The sequence below is a fragment of the Polaromonas eurypsychrophila genome (genome assembly GCF_014641715.1).
Classification (GTDB): Bacteria; Pseudomonadota; Gammaproteobacteria; order Burkholderiales; family Burkholderiaceae_C; genus Polaromonas; species Polaromonas eurypsychrophila.
Genome location: NZ_BMIG01000006.1, coordinates 248,464 through 265,986 on the forward strand (window position 1 = coordinate 248,464; position 17,523 = coordinate 265,986).

Sequence of the window (17,523 nt, forward strand, 5' to 3'; positions counted from 1 at the left end):
AGCCGGGGCCGCGGAAACAGCTTTGCCGGTCCGCATGCGCAGCGGCCCCCTCGGGGCTGCTCCCTGCGGCTCCAAGCCTGCTTGAGCAGGTTTGAACAGGCATCAGAAGCGAAGACTCTGGCGAACGGCGGACTGCAAGGTGCAGGGAGCGACACGCAGTGCGCGAGCGTGGGGGCCCCGCTACTTCCCAATTAACTCCGGATCATGGGGGTGCGCTGGCGGTGTTTCGACCGCGACGGCGGTTTTCGCACCTGGCACCTTGCTTCGCGCAAACAGCGAATACATCACCGGTACGACGAACACGGTGAGCATCGTGCCCAGCGACATGCCGCCCACAATCACCCAGCCAATTTGCTGGCGGCTTTCGGCGCCGGCGCCGCTGGCCAGCGCCAGCGGCAAGGCGCCCAGCACCATGGCCCCGGTGGTCATCATGATGGGGCGCAGACGCTGCGACGACGCCTTGACCAGCGCATCGACCATGTCCATGCCGTGCTCACGCAGCTGGTTGGTGAACTCGACGATCAGGATGCCGTGTTTGGTGATCAGTCCCACCAGCGTGATCAGTCCGATCTGCGAATAGACATTGAGCGAGCCACCCGACCACTTCAGCGCAAGCAGCGCGCCTATCATGGACAACGGCACGGCCAGCATGATCACCAGCGGATCAACAAAACTTTCAAACTGCGCGGCCAGCACCAGGAAAATGAACACCAGCGACAGCACAAAAACAATCGCCAGTGCGCCCTGGGAATTGCGGAACTCGCGCGAGGTGCCGTTGAGGTCGGTGGTGTAACCGGGTTTGAGCACCCTGGCCGCCGCCTGGTTCATGTAGACAAGCGCTTCGCCCAGCGAGTAGTCGGGCGACAGGTTGGCAGAGATCGTGACCGAACGGCGTTGCCCGAAATGGTTCAGTTCACGCGGACTGACGGTTTCGCTGACCTTGACCAGCGCCGACAGCGGGATCACCGTGTCGTTGCGGCCGCGCACGTAAATGCTGTCGATCGCCTCGGGCGTGCTGCGCCCGGAAGACTGGATCTGCACGATCACGTCGTACTGCTCGGCCTCACGCTTGTAACGCGTGACATTACGGCCCCCCAGCATGGTTTCGACCGCGCGCGCCACCACATCCACCGGCACGCCCAGATCGGCGGCGCGGGTGCGGTCAATGTCGATGCGCAGTTCGGGCTTGTTCAGGCGCAGGTCCACGTCGGGCTGCAGGATGCCGGGCTGCTTGGCGATTTCTTCAAGCATCTGGCGCACCACCTGGTTCAGGTTCTGGTAGCTGTCCGAAGTTTGGATAACGAAGTTGACCGGCCGATCGCGAAAGCCTTGGCCCAGCGACGGCGGCGTGATCGGAAAAGCAGTCACGCCCGGCAGTGCGGCCATCTTGGGCCCGAGTTCACGGGCAATGTCGATGGTGCTGCGCTTGCGCTCCTCCCAGTCCACCGTGCGGTAGGTGACATTGCCCTGCGACACCGACGGATTGCCGACGTTGGCAAAGATTCGGTCGAACTCGGGGTATTGCTGGCCCAGCTTCTCGAGTTCGCGCGCGTAGCGGTTGGTGTACTCCAGCGTGGCGCCGTCGGGTGCGGTGATGTTGGACGAAATCACGCCGCGATCCTCGATCGGCGAAAGCTCGGAACGCATGCTCGGGTAGACCAGCGCAATGCCGAGCGCACTGAGCAACATGGCGCCGATCACGATCCAGCGCGCCTGCAGGAAAAAGCGGCGCAGCGCAGCGCCCACACCGCGTTCGCCGGGAGCCGGCCGGTAGCCGGTGGTGACGATCCAGCGCAGCAGCCTGCCATAACCGTCCGAGAAGCTGGTCAGGATTTTCTCCATGCCGCGGTCAAAACGGTTGGGCTTGGGGTTGTGGCGCAGCAGTACGGAACACATCATGGGTGTCAGCGTCAGCGCGACCACGCCGGACACCACCACGGCACCGGCCAGCGCCAGCGCAAACTCGATGAACAGACGCCCGGTGCGTCCCGGCGTGAAGGCCAGCGGCGCATACACCGCGACCAGCGTGGCCGTCATGGTGATTACCGCAAAACCAATCTCGCGCGCGCCCTTGATGGCGGCCGAAAAGGGGTCCAGCCCTTCCTCGATGTGGCGGAAGATGTTCTCCAGCATCACGATCGCGTCGTCCACCACCAGGCCGATGGCCAGCACCAGCGCCAGCAGGGTGAGCGTGTTGATCGAAAACCCCGCCAGCGCCATCAGCGCGAAAGTACCGACCAGGCTGACCGGGATGGTGACGAGAGGGATGATGGAAGCCCGGAAGGTGCGCAGGAACACAAAAATCACCAGCGCCACCAGCACAATGGATTCAATGATGGTGGCGTAGACGTTTTTGATGGAACGGTCGATGAACACCGAATTGTCATTTGCGATGTCGATCACGATGCCCTCAGGCAGGTCCTGCTTGAGCTTGGGAATCATCTCCCGCACCCCGGTGGACAGGTCCAGTGGGTTGGCGGTGGCCTGGCGGATCACGCCGGCCGAGATCGCATCACGGCCGTTCAGGCGCACGGCACTGCGCTCGTCGGCCGCGCCTTCTTCCACACGCGCCACGTCGCGTATCTTCACCGGGAAGCCATTGACACTCTTGATGGTGATGTCGGCGAACTGCGCGGGGCGAACCAGGTTGGTCTGCGACGTCACGCTGAACTCGCGCTGCTGCGACTCGATGCGCCCGCCCGGCAGCTCCAGGTTGCTCCGGCGTATGGCGTCTTCCACGTCCTGCGAGGTCAGCCGGTAGCCGGCCAGTTTCTGGGCATCAAGCCAGACCCGCATGGCGTACTTGCGCTCTCCGAAGATACGCACATCGGCCACACCGGTCACGGTCTGCAGCCGTGGCTTGGCAATCCGGTTGACCAGATCGTTGATCTCCAGCCGCGACAACTTGTCGCTGGAAAAGGTCAGAAAAATCACCGGGAAGGCATCGGCCTCGACCTTGGCAATCACCGGTTCATCAATAGCCTGCGGCAGGCGGTTGCGCACACGCGAGGTTCGGTCGCGCACTTCGGCGGCGGCAGCATCGGGGTCTTTTTCGAGCCGGAATCGCACTGAGATCTGGCTTTGCTCGGCGCGGCTGATGGAGGTGATGACGTCCACCGCATCGATGCCAGCAATCGAGTCTTCCAGCGGCTTGGAAATTTGCGATTCGATCACTTCGGCTGACGCGCCGGGGTAACGCACGGTGACGGTCACCACGGGTTCGTCAATCTTGGGGTACTCGCGCACCGTCAGGCGGTCAAAGCTGACAGCGCCCACAAGCAGGATCAGAAGCGAGAGCACCGTGGCGAAAACGGGGCGGCGAATGGAAATTTCAGCGAGTTGCATGGCAACCTCTGGCGTCAGTCAAGATGGCGTTCACGCGGGATCACGCGTTGCAGCCGGCTTGCGCTCGGGCGCGGTCCGACTCGGAGGCGTCACGCCCCGGACAGGCGCCTCAACGCTCACCACGCCGCAAGGGTTGGGGCCGGGCAGCGCAGGCACGAAGGCGACCGTGTTGACTGTGCTTGCGGGCCTGGCCGCTCCGCCTGCAGGCGCAATGGCCTGGCCGGCTTGTCGTTCGCCAATTTGCACCACTGAAACCACGGTGCCATCGCGCTGCACGCGCTGCTGACCAGCGGCAACCACGGTATCACCAGCCTCCAGCCCCTCCAGAATTTCCACCTTGCCAGGGCTGCGGATGCCAACCTTGACCTCGACGCGCTTGGTCGAGCGAGTCTGCGGGTCGGGGCCGTCCAGCAATTTGATGACGAACTGGCGGTTGCCCTGCGGAACAATCGCTTCCTCCGGAATCACGCGGGCGGTCTCGCGCACGCTGAACACCGTGTTGGCGCGGGCAAACATGCCGGGCCGCAATTGCAACTGGCGGTTATCGATGCAGCCGCGAATTCCCACGGATCGGCCGTTGGCATCGATCAGCGGGTCGATGGCCTGAATTTGAGCGACGAATCGGCGCCCCGGCAAGGCATCGATATCGAGCACCGCGGTTTGACCGCGCTTGACTTTGCTCTGAAAGCGTTCGGGCAGACGAAAATCAACAAACAGCGCATCGATGTCTTCAATATTGACGATGTCGGCCCCATCCTTGAGATAGTCGCCGGGATTGACCACACGGATGCCGACAATGCCGTCAAACGGCGCGACAATTTTCAGGCGTGCTGCGGTTGCTTTGGCCAGCGACAGCTTGGCCTGCGCGACCTGCAGGTTGGCGGCACTTTCGTCGAGGGAGCGCTGGCTGACAAAATTCTGCGCTACCAGCTCCTGGTTGCGCTTCTGGTTGGCCTGGGCGATCGACAGTTCGGCCTGGCTTTGCTGGACCTGAGCCAGCGGAAGCTGGTCGTCGAACTGCACCAGCACCTGACCCTTGCGCACGCGCTGGCCGTCGATGAAATTGAGCTGGGTGATGCGTCCGCTGACCTCGGGGCGCAAGACCACGCTGCGGCGGGAGCGCAAGCTGCCAACCGCTTGCGCATCATCGACCAGACGGACGACTTCGACTTTCGCAGCCTCCACCGTCACCGGTTTGCCCGAGCCACCGGCAGCAGCCGGCCTTGCAGCGGTCGGAGACGGATTTGCGCCGGGAGCCTTGGGCTTTTGGTACCACCATGCGGCGCCCGATGCCAGCGCGATGCCGGCCACCGCGACGGCCGCGTAAATTATTTTTGATGCCATGGGAACCAAACTTGTCATGAAAAGATACAAGTTCCCAATGTATCAGGACACCCCCTACCTTGCATCTTTTCTACCAATGGTGAACGGGCTTACGTGGCAGCTTTACAAGGCCTTTACGAAGCCCGGACCTGCATCCTGCACTGATACTAAGCACGCTTACGGTGCGTCTTGCCGGGACCTCAAGGCGGGCTGCCCGGCAGTCCTGTCAGCGCCTGGACAAGGCCACGTCAACGCCCTTGTTGGCCAGCACATCGGCCCGCTCGTTGCCGGGGTCGCCATCATGGCCGCGCACCCACACCCACTCGATGCTGTGACCGCTGCCGCTGACCAGCGCGTCGAGCTTTTGCCAGAGATCGACGTTTTTGACGGGCTCTTTGGCCGCCGTGCGCCAGCCACGGGCTTTCCAGCCTTTAATCCATTCAGTCATGCCCTTGAGCACATACTGGCTGTCCACGTAAAGCGTGACGCGGCAGGGGCGTTTGAGAGCGGCCAACGCCTCGATCACGGCCGTCATCTCCATGCGGTTGTTGGTCGTCGTCAACTCGCCCCCAAACAGCTCCTTGACGCTGTCACCGGTGGTCATCATGGCGCCCCATCCGCCGGGGCCAGGATTGCCCTTGCAGGCGCCATCGGTATAAATCACCACATGCTGGGCTGCGGTTGGCGGGATGTCAGTCATGCATCGGGGTCCAGGGTTGTGCGTTGCCAGTAGGCTGAATAAGTGAGATCGCTGACAAGCGGCTGCCCAGCGGTGTGCCAGGCAAGGCGCAAAGCACAGACGGGCCCGCAGGCCCGGCGCGCATTTGCAACGCCGCATGGCGCGGCGAGGGGCGGTCGAGTGGCAGTGAGCTTCATTGATTCAGCCTACTATGGGGAAGTAAAAATGCGCCAGGCCGCCTGACTTGGTTGGCAATCGCCACCGGGGCGCTCGCCGTGGCTTTCTGCGTCTTCCAGGCCGGCTCCAGCAGGCGCATACCGCGCACCCGTTTGACCGCCACCAGAAAGTACAGCGCACCAAAGATGGGCCAGGAACGTTCGCCCACCTTGTCCATCCAGGCAAAACGCTCCAGCGAGGCTCGGCTGCTGACAGCCGGGCGGTAACAGCCGAATTGACCCGATTCGACCTCGAAGCTGAGCAGGCGCAGCCAGTCGCGCAGCCGCCAGTAGCCAATGAACTCACCAGCTTCCGGCAAAAACAGCTCACCGTAACCGAGGCGCCGGTAAAAATGCGCGCGGCGCTGGCGCAAGCCCCACAGGCTGGCCGGGTTCAGGCCGCTGATGACCACGCGGCCTTCGGGCACCAGCACCCGCTCGACCTCACGCAGCGTGGTGTGCGGGTCGCTGCTGAGCTCCAGCGTGTGCGGCAGCAGCACCAGGTCCAGGCTGTTTTCCGGAAACGGCAAGGCCGCGGGTTCGGTCAGCAGTGCCACGCGCGGTGAGCTCGCAGCATCACCGAAAGTCGCATCCGGACCCTTGCCTGTCGGGGGGACTGCCGCGGCGGAAGCGCCGTAAGCGCCCTGCAGGGCCAGCCATTTATGCGGCATACGGTTGGCGCGCAGCGCGTCGAGTTCGGGCAGACCCAGTTGCAGCGCGTGGTAGCCGAACATGTCAGCCACCGCCTGGTCGAATCGCTCACGCTCCCACGCCAGCAAATACTCGCCGGGCGGGGTCTTGAACCAGTCGGTGAAACCTATAATTTGTGAGCTCATCAACAACGACGTATGTACCTAATCCCCATCCCCGCGTTTAACGACAACTACCTCTGGCTGTTGCACGATGGCCGGCGCGCCGTCATCGTCGACCCCGGCGACGCCGCGCCCGTGCAGCACGCGCTGCGAGAAAACGGCTTGCAACTGGCCTCAATTCTAGTCACGCACCACCACCCTGACCACACCGGTGGGGTCGCCGAACTGCATGAGTCCACCGGCGCGCCAGTGTATGGCCCGGCCCGCGAAGCGATTCCCGAGCCCTTCAAGCGCTTGAAGGACGGCGACACGGTGCAGGCATTAGGCCTGGATTTTGAGATCATCGATGTGCCGGGGCACACCGCCGGACACATTGCTTTTTACACGCCTGACATGGACGGGCGGCCGCTTCTGTTCTGCGGCGACACGCTTTTTTCCGGCGGTTGCGGGCGGCTTTTTGAAGGTACGCCGGCACAAATGTTGGCCTCACTGGATCGCCTGGCTGCCCTGCCCGGCAACACCCGCGTTTGCTGTACGCACGAATACACCCTGAGCAACCTGCGCTTTGCACTGGCGGTAGAACCTGACAACACCGAGCTGATTGGTTACCATGCACGCTGTACCGCTTTGAGAGCCGTTGGCAAGCCGACCTTGCCCACCTCGATTGCCCAGGAGTTGCTGATCAACCCATTTTTGCGTACCCGACAAGCCACTGTCATGGCCGCGGCCCAGCGCTTCGATCCGGCCACCCATGACGACAACAGCGTATTTGCCGCCATCAGGCAGTGGAAGAACCAATTCAAATGACCGACCCGCAGCGACCGTTTTTCATCTGTCCCTCCCTTTCCAGCGGGCGCTTCCCCCGCCAACCTTCAGGCCTCAAAGTCTTTCTTCTCGGACTCGCTGTCGCCCTGCTCGCGGGCTGCGCAAGCACCAGTCCGCCCGGCATGCCCGGTGACCCGGTGTTGACCACGTCTACAGCCCCTGCACTCGCGGGCCCACCGGTGTTCCCGAATGGCCCGCTGTCGCCCATCAGCCGGGCTCAAACCGCATCCGGCATGGTTGCCCCCTTGCAGCCACCCTCAGACTTGTGGGAACGCATGCGCAGCGGCTTTGCGATGCCCGACCTGCAGGGCGAGCTGGTCACCGATCGCGAGCAGTGGTACGCCACCCGACCTGACTACATTCAGCGCATGACAGAACGCTCAAGCAAATACCTGTTTCACATCGTCGAGGAACTGGAACGCCGCAACATGCCGACCGAGCTGGCGCTGCTACCGTACATCGAAAGCGCCTTCAATCCGCAGGCGGTTTCCAGCGCAAAAGCCGCCGGCATGTGGCAGTTCATGCCTGCCACCGGCAAGTACTTCGACCTGAAACAAAACGCCTTTCGTGACGACCGCCGCGATGTGCTGGCATCAACGCGCGCCGCGCTGGACTACCTGCAAAAACTCCACCGCATGTTCGGTGACTGGCACCTGGCGCTGGCAGCCTACAACTGGGGCGAAGGCAGCGTCGGCCGCGCCATCGCCAGAAACAAAAAAGACGGCCTGGGCACCAGCTACCAGGACCTGCGCATGCCCGACGAAACCCGGCTCTATGTGCCCAAGCTGCAGGCGGTCAAGAACATCGTGGCCAATCCGCAGGCTTTCCGCGCCGAACTGCCGCTGATTGAAAACCATCCCTACTTCCAGCAGGTGCTGATCACGCGCGACATTGACGTGGCGCTGGCCGCGAAGCTTGCCGACGTCGCGCTCGCCGACTTCAAGGCACTCAACCCGTCGGCGCACCGCCCGGTGATCATCGCATCCGGCACGCCGCAAATCCTGCTGCCCTGGGACAATGCCAAGGTGTTTCAGCGCAACTTCGAGGCCTACACCCAAGGCCAATATGCGAGCTGGACGGCCTGGACCGCGCCGGCCACCCTCAGCGTGGGCGATGCGGCCAAACGCGTCGGCATGAGCGAGGCTGACCTGCGCGGCGTCAACAACATTCCGCCACGCATGCTGATCAGGGCTGGCTCAACCCTGCTGGTGCCACGCAACGCAAAAGTGGACAACGACGTGGCCGGCCACATTGCCGATACCGCGCAGGTGGCCTTCGCCCCGGAGGTGGTCACCCGCCGCAGCACCGTCAAGGCACGCAAGGGCGAAACCGTGGCGACCATCGCCAAGCGATACGGTCAAAGCGCGGCCAGCGTGGCCGAGTGGAATGACGTGAGCGCCAATGCCGCATTCAAGCTGGGGCAGCAGGTGGTGATGTTCCTGCCGGTCCGGGCGACCACTGCGCGCAAGGCAGCGCCTGCACGCAGCAACATCAAGGCCGTCAAGCGCAGTCCGGGTAAAACCGTGATCCAGAGCAAGAAGCGCTAGTCCAGTCAAGGCTTCAAGCAATAACGGCCCTCTGCGCTTGTCCAGTCTGTGTAACCAGCTATCAAAATAATAGCGGATCAGATTGCATATCCCATGGCCGTTAGACCCCCCGCCCCAGCAACCCAGACCGCATCACCCTTTCGCTTTATTTTTCTGATGGGGCTGCTGGTCCTGGCCGTTGGCGTAGGACTGCTGATGTTGTCCTTCCAGCAACGGGATTTGCGGGTTACCGGTGCGGTCTGCTTGCTGCTCGGCGTCGTATTGACGGGCGGTTACGTGACGAGCAGGCTCTTTTCCGGCATGTATGCCGACCCCCTCGCCTACGAACCTCCCTGGGCCAAGCTGGGCCGGGGCGAAGGTCCGCCCCGACTGCCCGCCCCTGGCAAACCAGCATCCCCCCCCAGCACGTCTGTTGCCATCGAAAAACTGATTGATTTTCCGGAGCCCGCTCCACCCCGCCGGCCGACCATGCCGACCTCGCCGCCCAGGCCGGCCACTCCAGCCAAGGAGGCACCGGCAAGCCCCGCGCCGGTCACCACATGGGCTGCAGAACTGTTCGACGACATGTCGCCGCAGCAGTTCGACGCCGTCTGCCAAACACTGTTTGCCCAAAGTGGTCTGGAAACCCTCGTCCAGTCCCATGGCGCAGCCGGCGGCGTGACCATCTGGCTTCATTCACGCAACGCACAACAGGGCAAAGACGGCCCGGTAGCGGTAGCCGTGTGCAAGTTATGGCCAGGGCAACCGCTGGCCGTTCGCGAAATTCATCCCCTGCTAACCCTGATGACGGCGCGTCAGGTCAAACGCGCCACCTATGCGACCGCGTCGAGCTTCACCGAGAACGCCCGCAACTTTGCCAAATACAACGGCATCAATGCGCTGGATCGGTCCGGATTGCTGGCGTTGATCGCCACGCGCACACCGGCGCAGCAACAGGCCCTGCTGGCCATCGCGCTCGGCAAGCGCTGAGACGCCCTCTGTAAGGCCTTACAGACGCAATGATCCGGTTCCGAACAGGCCAATCAGCCCAATGACAATCAGGTAAATCGCCACGATGTAGTTGAGCAGCCGCGGCATGATGAGAATCAAAATGCCCGCAATCAGCGAAACGATGGGGCCGAGGGAGACGGAAAGATTCATGGGTTGTCCTTGCGGTGAACTGCAGGCAGCGACAGGTGGCCGCTGGGTTGCACCCAATGTAACGAAAGCGCCGGCTGGCGTCTGTAGGACGGAACAAACAAACAGGCGGCCAACTGCAGGGTCAGCATGTGTCCTGGTTCACCAGCGCAGCCAGAAATTCCGGCAAGACCCGGTTCTGCGACAGTAAATAACGCCCCATGGCGCCGGCGACCTGCCGCACTGCAGGCCGTGCCGACATGCGCTCGCGCCAGACCAGCAGGCGCGGTGTGCCCTCCCCCATGGGTGCACCCATGCGGGCCCCGAACAACTGCGCCATGTAAAACGCAATGTCGGCAAACGAATAGCTGCCGGCCAGCCAGTCACGGCCCTCCAGCAAAACTTCCATGCTCCGGTAATAGGCGGCGCAAGCCTCACACGCAGCGATGGCTGCCGGCTCCTGCAACTGGTCCTGCAGGCTCATAAGGCGGATGACCGGGGGGAAGTAAACCTCGTCGGCACGGTGCTCCAGCAGGCGTGCACGGGCCTTGCTGGCGAGGCCTGCCGGCCAAAGCCTCGGCGTAGGTTGCAGCTCTTCGAGGTACTCGAAAATCTGAGTCGAATCAAACAGTGCCAGGTCGCCATGCACGAGCACTGGCACCTGCTGCTTGGGGTTGATGCGAAGCACCTCGGGATGTTTAGGCTGGTAGAGCAGCTTCATGTCGAAGGCCACCATCACCAGTTCAAAGTCCAGATTTTTTTCGAGCATGGCGATCTGCACTTTGGCGCCGAACATGCTCAGCGGCCCGGAATACAGCACCAGGGAAGCCGCATCGCTCATCACAGCTTCTCCGTATCCCCGATGCGGGGCTGCCACTTCATGAGTCGCTTTTCCACACGCCCGACAATGCCGTCAAGCACCAGCGCAAAGGCCGTCAGCACCACGATGCCGGCAAACACCGTATTCACATCGAAGGTGCCTTCGGCCTGCAGGATCAGGTAGCCGACGCCGCGCGCCGACCCCAGGTACTCGCCAACCACCGCGCCGACAAAGGCCAGGCCCACCGAGGTGTGCAGGCTGGAGAAGACCCAGCTGGTCGCGCTGGGAAGGTAAACGGTGCGCAGCAGTTGCCGCTGGTTCGCGCCGAGCATGCGCGCATTGGCCAGCACCACGGGGCTGACCTCCTTGACCCCCTGATAGACGTTGAAAAACACGATGAAAAACACCAGCGTGACCGCCAGCGCCACCTTGCTCCAGATGCCCAGGCCAAACCACATCGCAAAAATCGGCGCCAGAATCACGCGCGGCATTGAATTGAGCGCCTTGATGTAGGGATCCATGATGGCGCTGGCCATGGGCGCCAGCGCCAACCACAGGCCAAAAGCCAGGCCCAGCACCGTGCCAATGCCGAAGGCCAGCACCGTCTCCAGCAGCGTGGTGCCCAGGTGCAGATAAATGTCGGCATTGCCCGGCAAACCGTCGGGAAACAGCAGACTGGGGCCGAAGCCAAAAGGCAGGAACCAGGACCAGATGCGGCCAGCCACCTTGATGGGTTCACCCAGGAAAAACGCCAGTTGCTGGTCGCGCGAGGCCAGTTGCCAAAGTCCCAGGAAGGCCACCAGCAAGCCGACTTGCCAGTAGCGCAGGTTTTTGTCCGAAGGTTTCAGGGCAGACCACATGTTCAGGCTTTTTTGAGTTGTTGCGCATAACCCTTGAGCACCTCGTCGCGCAGCACGTCCCAGATCTGGGTGTGCAACTCGATGAAACGCGGCTGGGTGCGCACCTCGGCGACGTTGCGTGGACGCGGCAGGTCAATGTCGAACTCTCCCATCGGGCGGGTCGCCGGCCCGGCCGACAGCACCACCACCCGGTCGCTCATGGCAATCGCTTCATCGAGGTCATGCGTGATGAACAGCACAGCCTTCTTTTTGGCCGCCCAGAGGTCCAGCACTTCGTTTTCCATGAGCTGGCGGGTCTGGATGTCGAGCGCTGAAAACGGCTCGTCCATCAGGATGATGTCCGGGTCCAGCGCCAGCACCTGGGCCAGGGCCGTGCGTTTGCGCATTCCGCCCGACAACTGGTGCGGATAGCGGTCACCAAAATCGGCAAGGCCAACGCGCTCCAGCCAGGCCTGCGCCTGGGCCCTCGCCTCGGCATCAGGTACGCCGTGGTACTGCAGGCCGACCATGACGTTGGCAATGGCGCTGCGCCAGGGCATCAGCGCCTCGGTCTGGAACATGTAGCCCGCGCGGGTGTTGATGCCGGCAAGCGTCTGGCCAAACACCTTGACCGAGCCGGAGGTCGGCGGCAGCAGGCCCGCGCCTATGTTGAGCAGGGTGGACTTGCCACAACCGGTCGGGCCGACGACGGAGACAAATTCACCGGCACGGATGCGCAGCGTGGTTTGACCGACAGCGGTGTAAGCCTGCCCGGCATCGTCCCGCGACCGGAAGGTGCAGGTGACGTCCAGCAGCTCGAGCGCGTAGTCGTTGGCGTAATCGGTGACGAAGGGCTGCATGGGAGGATTGTCGCCTCGAACCGGGCGGCTTAAACAGAGGAGAAAGACAAGTGCAGTTGCTGTGGGGCTGTCACACCAGCCGGGGCCGCGGAACCGGCTCCGCCGGGCCGCGCAGGCGCAGCGCCCCCCCGGTGGGCAGCGTAGTACACGCAGTGACAAGCGTGGGGGCCTGATTTTCAGGCCTTGAATTTGTCTTTCGCGCGCCGGGCAAACTCATTGGTGTAGGTCTTGCTGAGGTCAATCTTGTCGGCCTTGATGCTGGGGTCAAAACTGGCCAGTGCCCTGAGCGCCGTCTTTGCGCCCTCCTCGGGGAGGATGCCGTCAAGCGCAATCGCGTCGCGCACCTTGTTGAAAGACGCGAGGTAAAGGCCGCGGTCACCGAGCAGGTAGTTCTCGGGCACGGTCTTGATGATGTCGCCCGGACCCGCCGTCTGCAGCCATTTCAAACCATGCACGATGGCATTGGCAAGTGCCTGGCAGGTGTTCGGGTTCTTCTGGATGAAGTCCATAGGCGCATACAGGCAGGCTGCGGGCATGGGGCCACCAAAGACGTCCATCGTTCCCTTGAGGGTGCGCGTGTCAGAGATGATTTTCACATCGCCCTTTTGCTCCAGCATGGTCATTACCGGGTCGGTGTTGCTCATGGCGTCGATCTGCCCCGATCGCAGGGCCGCCAGCGCTCCCGCCGATGTGCCGACACCGATGAAACTGACATCGCTGGCCTTGAGGCCGGCACGCGACAGCACCAGGTTGGCCATCATGTTGGTGGACGATCCGGGCGCGGACACACCGATCTTTTTGCCCCTGAGGTCGGCCACCGACTTGTAGTTGGGCATGTTTTTGGTGGACACGCCAAAAGCGATCTGCGGTGCCCTGCCCTGCAGCACAAAAGCCTGGAACATCTGGTTCTTCGACTGCAGGTTGATGGTGTGTTCGTAAGCGCCCGAAACCACGTCGGCTGAGCCACCCACCACCGCCTGCAGCGCGCGCGCGCCGCCGGCAAAGTCGCTGATCTCGACTTCCAGGCCCTCGGCCTTGAAGTAACCGAGCTGCTCGGTGATGGTCAGTGGCAAGTAATAAAACGCGGCTTTACCGCCGACGGCCAGGGCAATTTTGGTTTTCTCAAGCTTGCCCTGGGCATGCAGTGCAGGAAAAGCCAGGGCTGCCGCACCACAAGCGGCAGCGCCGGCAAAGGTTCTGCGAGAGATGGGAAAAGAAGGAGTCATGCTGGCCTCTCTGTGTTTTTATGGATTGGCAACAGCATAAGCAAGCCCGTAAAAACCGGCATCGGTATCATCCCGTGCGGGTTTGTACGGAAAGTTTTCGAGTTACCAGACGTTACCGGTAGCCCAGAAAAAGAATACCGACATTGACCAGCAAGGCACAAAACCAAATCACACTGCGGCTTTTCGCCATGTCGGCGACGTACATCATCACGTAGGCGACGCGCAAGACCACAAACACAAAGGCAAACACGTCCAGGCGTACCTGCGACGCCTGCAACTGGTGCGCAATGATCACGGCGGCGAAGAAAAAGGGCAGTGCTTCAAAGGTGTTGGCCTGCGCAGCGTTGGCGCGGGCACGCCAGTCGGTCTGGCGCGCCAGCCAGGCGCGCGGGTTGTTGTTGTCGTAGCCGCCCTTGTTTGGCGGGGTTGTCATCTGGCCCCATTTGGCCAGCGCGGCACAGGCAATGGGCAGCAGGGCAACCGCCAACACACACCAGTAGGCAACAGTAAAACGTACATAAGTCATGTTGAGGTCTTTCTGGCGTGGAGTCGGGATGGTTGGAGGGGTGAAAGTGCCGGGTGCAGACTAGCGGCGGTCCACCAGCGCGTGGGCGATGGTGCCGAGGTCCACGTATTCGAGTTCGCTGCCCACCGGCACGCCGCGCGCCAGCCGCGTGACCTGCACACTGCGGCTTCTGAGCGCCTGCGAAATCACGTGGGCCGTGGCCTCGCCTTCGCCAGTGAAATTGGTCGCCAGAATCACTTCCTGCACCTCCCGCGCATCCGCTGTGACCGGCTCGCCGCGCGCGCCTCGTGGCACAACCCGGTCAAACAGCTTTTGCAGACCAATGTCGTGCGGCCCGATGCCGTCGAGCGGGCTGAGCTTGCCCATCAGCACAAAGTACAGGCCGCGGTAGGCCAGCGTGCGCTCCAGCGCCGCCTGGTCGGCTGGGGTTTCGACAACGCAGAGCTTGCTGCGGTCGCGCTCCGGGTTGGCGCAGGTGCTGCAGATGTCGAGTTCGGTCAGAGTGTTGCACAGGGTGCAGTGTTTGACGCTGTGCACCGCATGCTCCAGCGCGCGCGCGATCTGCAATGCCCCCTGCGTGTCGTGCTGCAGCAGATGAAAAGCCATGCGCGCCGCCGATTTGGCACCCACGCCCGGCAGGCGCCGCAGCGCCTGGGTCAATCCCTCAAGAGCGTTGGAGTCAGCCATAGATTGTGAAAGAGACGAAAAGCATGAACGGCGTAGCGAGCGGGTTCAGGGCAAGGCGCGGGTGTCAGGTCACCGGAATGCACTTCAGGTGCATGAGGGTGGCCTGAGCAGGACCCGCAACGCCGCCATGAGCTCGCGCAGTAGCCGCCATCAGAAAGGGAGTTTCATGCCGCCGGGGAGGCCCGGCATGCCGGCTGTGAGTTTGCCCATTTTTTCCTGGCTCAGATCCTCGGCCTTGCGCACTGCCGCGTTGAAAGCCGCAGCCACCAGGTCTTCCAGCATGTCCTTGTCCTCGCCCAGCAAGCTGGGGTCGATCTCGACGCGTTTGACATCGTGTTTGCAGGTCATGGTGACCTTGACCATGCCGTTGCCCGACTCCGCCGTGACTTCGATGAAGGCCAGTTCATCCTGGGCTTTTTTCAGGTTGTCCTGCATCGCCTGCGCCTGCTTCATGAGGCCGGCGAGTTGTCCTTTGTTGAACATGGTTTTTTCCTTTAAAACTTGGTATGAATCATATCGGCTTGCTCACGGACTCAAGCACGGACTTGATGCTGCCGGGCACAATTTTGGCGCCCCAGTCACGCATCATGTCTTGCACGAAGGGGTCGTTCTGTATGGTTTCCTCGGCCTGGCGCTGGCGCTCCAGCGCGGCAGCAGCGTTGCGCCGCGCCGGCGAATCGCCGACCGGGCCGAGTTCGACAGCAATATGGGGCGCCAGGCCGCTGTCCTTCAGCGCGGTCTGTAGGGCTGCCTGCAGCTTGTCACGTGCAGCGGCCTGGTTCAGGGACTCGCGTTCCACGCGCAGGGTCCAGACACCGCCCGCCTGCGAACGCAACTCGGACTGCAGGGCGAGCTCACGCGCCAGGGCCGCAATCATCTCTGCAGCCACCATGCGGTTGACCAGCGCGGTCCATTCGTCACCCAGCGGGCTGTCCGGCGGCGGTGTCACGGTGGCAGGCGTTGCCACGGGGGCTGCAGGTGCGGCGGTCTGTACGCGCTCTGGCGCGGGGTCAGGTTCGGGCGCAGAGGATGCCGTCGCCAGCAATTCATCATCCCAGGGCGGCGTCTGCGGCACACCAAATGCTACGAAATCAGGAGCTGCTTGCGCCCGCTGGGTAGAGGCTGGAGGGCGATTTGATTCAAAATTTGAAGGCGCAGGCGGTGGCAGAGCCACGGGTCGCGCTGACAACGACGAAACGGCCGGGGCGGCCGCAAGGGCAGCCGGGGCAAACTCAAGCTGCGGCTTTTTTGGAGGCTCGACGGCGCTCCCCGAAGTGGTGACCCCCGCACCGGCGGGTTTGAAGGCCAGCAGGCGCAGCAGCACCATGGTCAGCGCCGCATAGTCGTCAGGCGCCAGGCCCAGTTCGGCGCGACCATGCAGGCACAAGCTGTACAGCAATTGCGTCTCGTCGGCCGGCATGGCCTGGGCCAGCCGCGTCGTCGCAGCGATGTCGGGGTCGGAGGCATCGTCGCCCTCGCCTATGCCAGGCACCGCCTGCAGCACAGCCATGCGTTGCAGCACGGTGGCCATTTCTTCCAGGGTGGACGCGGCACTGAGGCCATTGAGGCGCAACACCTCGGAGGTCTCGACCACACTTTTACCGTCGCCGCGCGCCAGCGCATCAAGCAGCTGGAACACGTAGCTGCGGTCCACGCTGCCCAACATCAGGCGCACGCTGGCCTCCTGCAACTGGCCGGAACCAAAGGCAATCGCCTGGTCGGTCAGCGACAGCGCGTCACGCATGGAGCCGCGCGCCGCGCGTGCCAGCAAACGCAGGGCCTGCGGCTCCGATGCCACGTTTTCGGCCTGCAGCACCTGGCCCAGGTGTTCAAGAATGGTTTCCGGCGCCATCGGCCGAAGGTTGAACTGCAGGCAGCGCGACAGCACGGTGGCCGGAACTTTCTGCGGGTCGGTCGTGGCCAGCACGAACTTGAGGTACTCCGGCGGCTCCTCCAGCGTCTTGAGCATGGCGTTAAAAGCCGTGTTCGTCAGCATGTGGACCTCGTCGATCATGAAAACCTTGAAGCGCCCGACCACCGGCTTGTAAACCGCCTGCTCCAGCAACTGCGCAATCTCGTCGACGCCACGGTTCGAGGCTGCGTCGAGCTCGGTGTAATCAACAAAACGGCCGCTGTCGATGTCGGTGCAGGCCTGGCAGACACCGCAGGGCGTGGCGGTGATGCCGCCCTGCCCATCCGGGCCCAGGCAGTTGAGCGACTTGGCCAGGATGCGCGAGATGGTGGTTTTGCCAACACCGCGCGTGCCGGTGAACAGGTAAGCATGGTGCAGACGCTGTGTCGTCAACGCATTGCCCAGCGCCTGCACCACATGCGACTGCCCGACCATTTCAGCAAAATTTCGGGGGCGGTATTTGCGGGCGAGGACGAGATACGACATGCCTTCATTCTAGATTGCCTAGAAGTGCACATACGGGGAGACGCTCAGAGGGTGTCACACCGATCAAATCATGCCTATCAAGAGCGCCTAACCCTATAAACCCGTACGGCAAGTGGGCAACCTTTTGACGACCCGAAAGGCCTTATAGAGAAGTGCAGTCATGCTCATGGGCATTCAAATAGGGTTTTGAACACTTCTGTAAGTGCATCGATAGGCCACTTTTATCCAATGCCGTTGATCGCCCCGTATTTTGAGGGGCTCAAATCTCTGAGAGGATTGAGCCATGAAGAAGTCAAACAAGTTTT

16 protein-coding genes are annotated in these 17,523 nt (G+C 62.6%); 3 read left to right on the forward strand and 13 right to left on the reverse strand.

Features of this window, described 5'->3' with window-relative positions; all coding sequences use genetic code 11:
* Positions 1–180 precede the first annotated feature (180 nt).
* The 4 genes from IEX16_RS10800 to IEX16_RS10815 form a co-directional block, all read right to left on the reverse strand.
* Positions 181–3,345, reverse strand: a complete 3,165-nt coding sequence (locus IEX16_RS10800; RefSeq protein ID WP_188708480.1) for an efflux RND transporter permease subunit — start codon at positions 3,343–3,345, stop codon at positions 181–183.
* A gap of 30 nt (positions 3,346–3,375) precedes the next feature.
* Positions 3,376–4,689 (reverse strand): efflux RND transporter periplasmic adaptor subunit, encoded by a 1,314-nt coding sequence (locus tag IEX16_RS10805; protein WP_188708481.1) that lies wholly within the window; start codon positions 4,687–4,689, stop codon positions 3,376–3,378.
* 205 nt (positions 4,690–4,894) lie between these two features.
* Positions 4,895–5,368, reverse strand: coding sequence for a ribonuclease HI (gene rnhA, locus IEX16_RS10810; RefSeq protein ID WP_188708482.1), 474 nt, complete (start codon positions 5,366–5,368; stop codon positions 4,895–4,897).
* Between the two features lie 172 nt (positions 5,369–5,540).
* Entirely contained in the window at positions 5,541–6,398 is an 858-nt protein-coding gene (locus IEX16_RS10815) for a class I SAM-dependent methyltransferase (protein ID WP_188708483.1), read from the reverse strand.
* Positions 6,399–6,410: 12 nt separating this feature from the next.
* Between IEX16_RS10815 and gloB the strand changes: the two genes are divergently transcribed.
* The 3 genes from gloB (at position 6,411) to IEX16_RS10830 (ending at position 9,715) form a co-directional block, all read left to right on the forward strand.
* Positions 6,411–7,181 carry a hydroxyacylglutathione hydrolase gene (gene gloB / locus IEX16_RS10820; RefSeq protein ID WP_188708484.1) on the forward strand — a complete coding sequence of 257 codons (771 nt, stop codon included), beginning with the start codon at positions 6,411–6,413 and terminating at the stop codon, positions 7,179–7,181.
* A gap of 140 nt (positions 7,182–7,321) precedes the next feature.
* Positions 7,322–8,746, forward strand: a complete 1,425-nt coding sequence (locus tag IEX16_RS10825; RefSeq protein ID WP_229676304.1) for a transglycosylase SLT domain-containing protein — start codon at positions 7,322–7,324, stop codon at positions 8,744–8,746.
* A 93-nt stretch (positions 8,747–8,839) separates the two neighbouring features.
* Complete coding sequence (locus IEX16_RS10830) at positions 8,840–9,715, forward strand: restriction endonuclease (protein WP_229676293.1); 876 nt, start codon at positions 8,840–8,842, stop codon at positions 9,713–9,715.
* Positions 9,716–9,733: 18 nt separating this feature from the next.
* Here the strand turns inward: IEX16_RS10830 and IEX16_RS10835 are convergent, their stop codons facing one another.
* The 9 genes from IEX16_RS10835 to dnaX all read right to left on the reverse strand — a co-directional run bounded on the left by IEX16_RS10835 (position 9,734) and on the right by dnaX (position 17,218).
* Positions 9,734–9,886, reverse strand: a complete 153-nt coding sequence (locus IEX16_RS10835) for a DUF3096 domain-containing protein (protein WP_188708486.1) — start codon at positions 9,884–9,886, stop codon at positions 9,734–9,736.
* A gap of 121 nt (positions 9,887–10,007) precedes the next feature.
* On the reverse strand, positions 10,008–10,703 hold the full coding sequence (locus IEX16_RS10840) for a glutathione S-transferase family protein (RefSeq protein ID WP_188708487.1): 696 nt from the start codon (positions 10,701–10,703) through the stop codon (positions 10,008–10,010).
* Positions 10,703–11,542, reverse strand: coding sequence for an ABC transporter permease (locus IEX16_RS10845; RefSeq protein WP_188708488.1), 840 nt, complete (start codon positions 11,540–11,542; stop codon positions 10,703–10,705). The genes IEX16_RS10840 and IEX16_RS10845 overlap by 1 nt, the downstream gene beginning before the upstream one ends.
* A 2-nt stretch (positions 11,543–11,544) precedes the next feature.
* Positions 11,545–12,381, reverse strand: a complete 837-nt coding sequence (locus tag IEX16_RS10850) for an ABC transporter ATP-binding protein (protein WP_188708489.1) — start codon at positions 12,379–12,381, stop codon at positions 11,545–11,547.
* A gap of 176 nt (positions 12,382–12,557) precedes the next feature.
* Positions 12,558–13,607 carry an ABC transporter substrate-binding protein gene (locus tag IEX16_RS10855; protein WP_188708490.1) on the reverse strand — a complete coding sequence of 350 codons (1,050 nt, stop codon included), beginning with the start codon at positions 13,605–13,607 and terminating at the stop codon, positions 12,558–12,560.
* Between the two features lie 112 nt (positions 13,608–13,719).
* Entirely contained in the window at positions 13,720–14,133 is a 414-nt protein-coding gene (locus IEX16_RS10860; RefSeq protein ID WP_188708491.1) for an MAPEG family protein, read from the reverse strand.
* A gap of 60 nt (positions 14,134–14,193) precedes the next feature.
* Positions 14,194–14,820 carry a recombination mediator RecR gene (gene recR / locus IEX16_RS10865; protein ID WP_188708492.1) on the reverse strand — a complete coding sequence of 209 codons (627 nt, stop codon included), beginning with the start codon at positions 14,818–14,820 and terminating at the stop codon, positions 14,194–14,196.
* Between the two features lie 150 nt (positions 14,821–14,970).
* On the reverse strand, positions 14,971–15,303 hold the full coding sequence (locus tag IEX16_RS10870) for a YbaB/EbfC family nucleoid-associated protein (protein WP_188708493.1): 333 nt from the start codon (positions 15,301–15,303) through the stop codon (positions 14,971–14,973).
* Between the two features lie 28 nt (positions 15,304–15,331).
* The gene (dnaX, locus tag IEX16_RS10875; protein ID WP_188708494.1) at positions 15,332–17,218 is read right to left on the reverse strand and encodes a DNA polymerase III subunit gamma/tau; all 1,887 of its coding nucleotides are present in this window, start codon (positions 17,216–17,218) and stop codon (positions 15,332–15,334) included.
* Positions 17,219–17,523 lie beyond the last annotated feature (305 nt).

What these genes read in the sequence shown, in the direction of transcription:
- IEX16_RS10800 (WP_188708480.1), bottom strand. Translation starts at nt 3,345, where the DNA reads ATGCAACTCGCTGAAATTTCCATTCGCCGCCCCGTTTTCGCCACGGTG.
- IEX16_RS10860 (WP_188708491.1), bottom strand. Translation starts at nt 14,133, where the DNA reads ATGACTTATGTACGTTTTACTGTTGCCTACTGGTGTGTGTTGGCGGTT.
- IEX16_RS10835 (WP_188708486.1), bottom strand. Translation starts at nt 9,886, where the DNA reads ATGAATCTTTCCGTCTCCCTCGGCCCCATCGTTTCGCTGATTGCGGGC.
- IEX16_RS10825 (WP_229676304.1), top strand. Translation starts at nt 7,322, where the DNA reads ATGCCCGGTGACCCGGTGTTGACCACGTCTACAGCCCCTGCACTCGCG.
- IEX16_RS10805 (WP_188708481.1), bottom strand. Translation starts at nt 4,689, where the DNA reads ATGGCATCAAAAATAATTTACGCGGCCGTCGCGGTGGCCGGCATCGCG.
- IEX16_RS10850 (WP_188708489.1), bottom strand. Translation starts at nt 12,381, where the DNA reads ATGCAGCCCTTCGTCACCGATTACGCCAACGACTACGCGCTCGAGCTG.
- IEX16_RS10840 (WP_188708487.1), bottom strand. Translation starts at nt 10,703, where the DNA reads ATGAGCGATGCGGCTTCCCTGGTGCTGTATTCCGGGCCGCTGAGCATG.
- IEX16_RS10845 (WP_188708488.1), bottom strand. Translation starts at nt 11,542, where the DNA reads ATGTGGTCTGCCCTGAAACCTTCGGACAAAAACCTGCGCTACTGGCAA.
- rnhA (WP_188708482.1), bottom strand. Translation starts at nt 5,368, where the DNA reads ATGACTGACATCCCGCCAACCGCAGCCCAGCATGTGGTGATTTATACC.
- IEX16_RS10815 (WP_188708483.1), bottom strand. Translation starts at nt 6,398, where the DNA reads ATGAGCTCACAAATTATAGGTTTCACCGACTGGTTCAAGACCCCGCCC.
- recR (WP_188708492.1), bottom strand. Translation starts at nt 14,820, where the DNA reads ATGGCTGACTCCAACGCTCTTGAGGGATTGACCCAGGCGCTGCGGCGC.
- IEX16_RS10830 (WP_229676293.1), top strand. Translation starts at nt 8,840, where the DNA reads ATGGCCGTTAGACCCCCCGCCCCAGCAACCCAGACCGCATCACCCTTT.
- IEX16_RS10870 (WP_188708493.1), bottom strand. Translation starts at nt 15,303, where the DNA reads ATGTTCAACAAAGGACAACTCGCCGGCCTCATGAAGCAGGCGCAGGCG.
- gloB (WP_188708484.1), top strand. Translation starts at nt 6,411, where the DNA reads ATGTACCTAATCCCCATCCCCGCGTTTAACGACAACTACCTCTGGCTG.
- dnaX (WP_188708494.1), bottom strand. Translation starts at nt 17,218, where the DNA reads ATGTCGTATCTCGTCCTCGCCCGCAAATACCGCCCCCGAAATTTTGCT.
- IEX16_RS10855 (WP_188708490.1), bottom strand. Translation starts at nt 13,607, where the DNA reads ATGACTCCTTCTTTTCCCATCTCTCGCAGAACCTTTGCCGGCGCTGCC.